Source organism: Streptomyces sp. URMC 126, assembly GCF_051386555.1.
Lineage (GTDB): Bacteria > Actinomycetota > Actinomycetes > Streptomycetales > Streptomycetaceae > Streptomyces.
The window spans coordinates 1-281 of record NZ_JBPQTX010000797.1; the positions used below are offsets into that span (position 1 = coordinate 1).

The window sequence follows — 281 nt, forward strand, 5'->3', positions numbered from 1 at the left end:
GTCATGAACGCCGAGTCGGGCGTCCGCAAACGGGTCCTCTTCCTGTTCTCGGACACCGGTGGCGGCCACCGTTCGGCCACCCTGGCGATGATCGAGGCGCTCAGTCTGGAGTTCCCCGGCGTGTTCGACTGCAAGATGGTCGACGTGCTGCGCGACTACCTGCCGCCGCCACTGCGCTACGCCCCCGAGATCTACCCGCCGATGACCAAGTTCCCCGAGACCTGGGCCATCTCGTACAAGGCGACGGACGGCAAGCGCCGCTCCCGCGCGGTCATCCGGGT

At 67.6% G+C, this 281-nt stretch carries 1 protein-coding gene; it reads left to right on the plus strand.

The features are described from left to right. Window positions 1-281 (plus strand): hypothetical protein (locus ACSNOK_RS33965; RefSeq protein ID WP_436784595.1); only part of this gene is annotated, 281 nt, incomplete at both ends.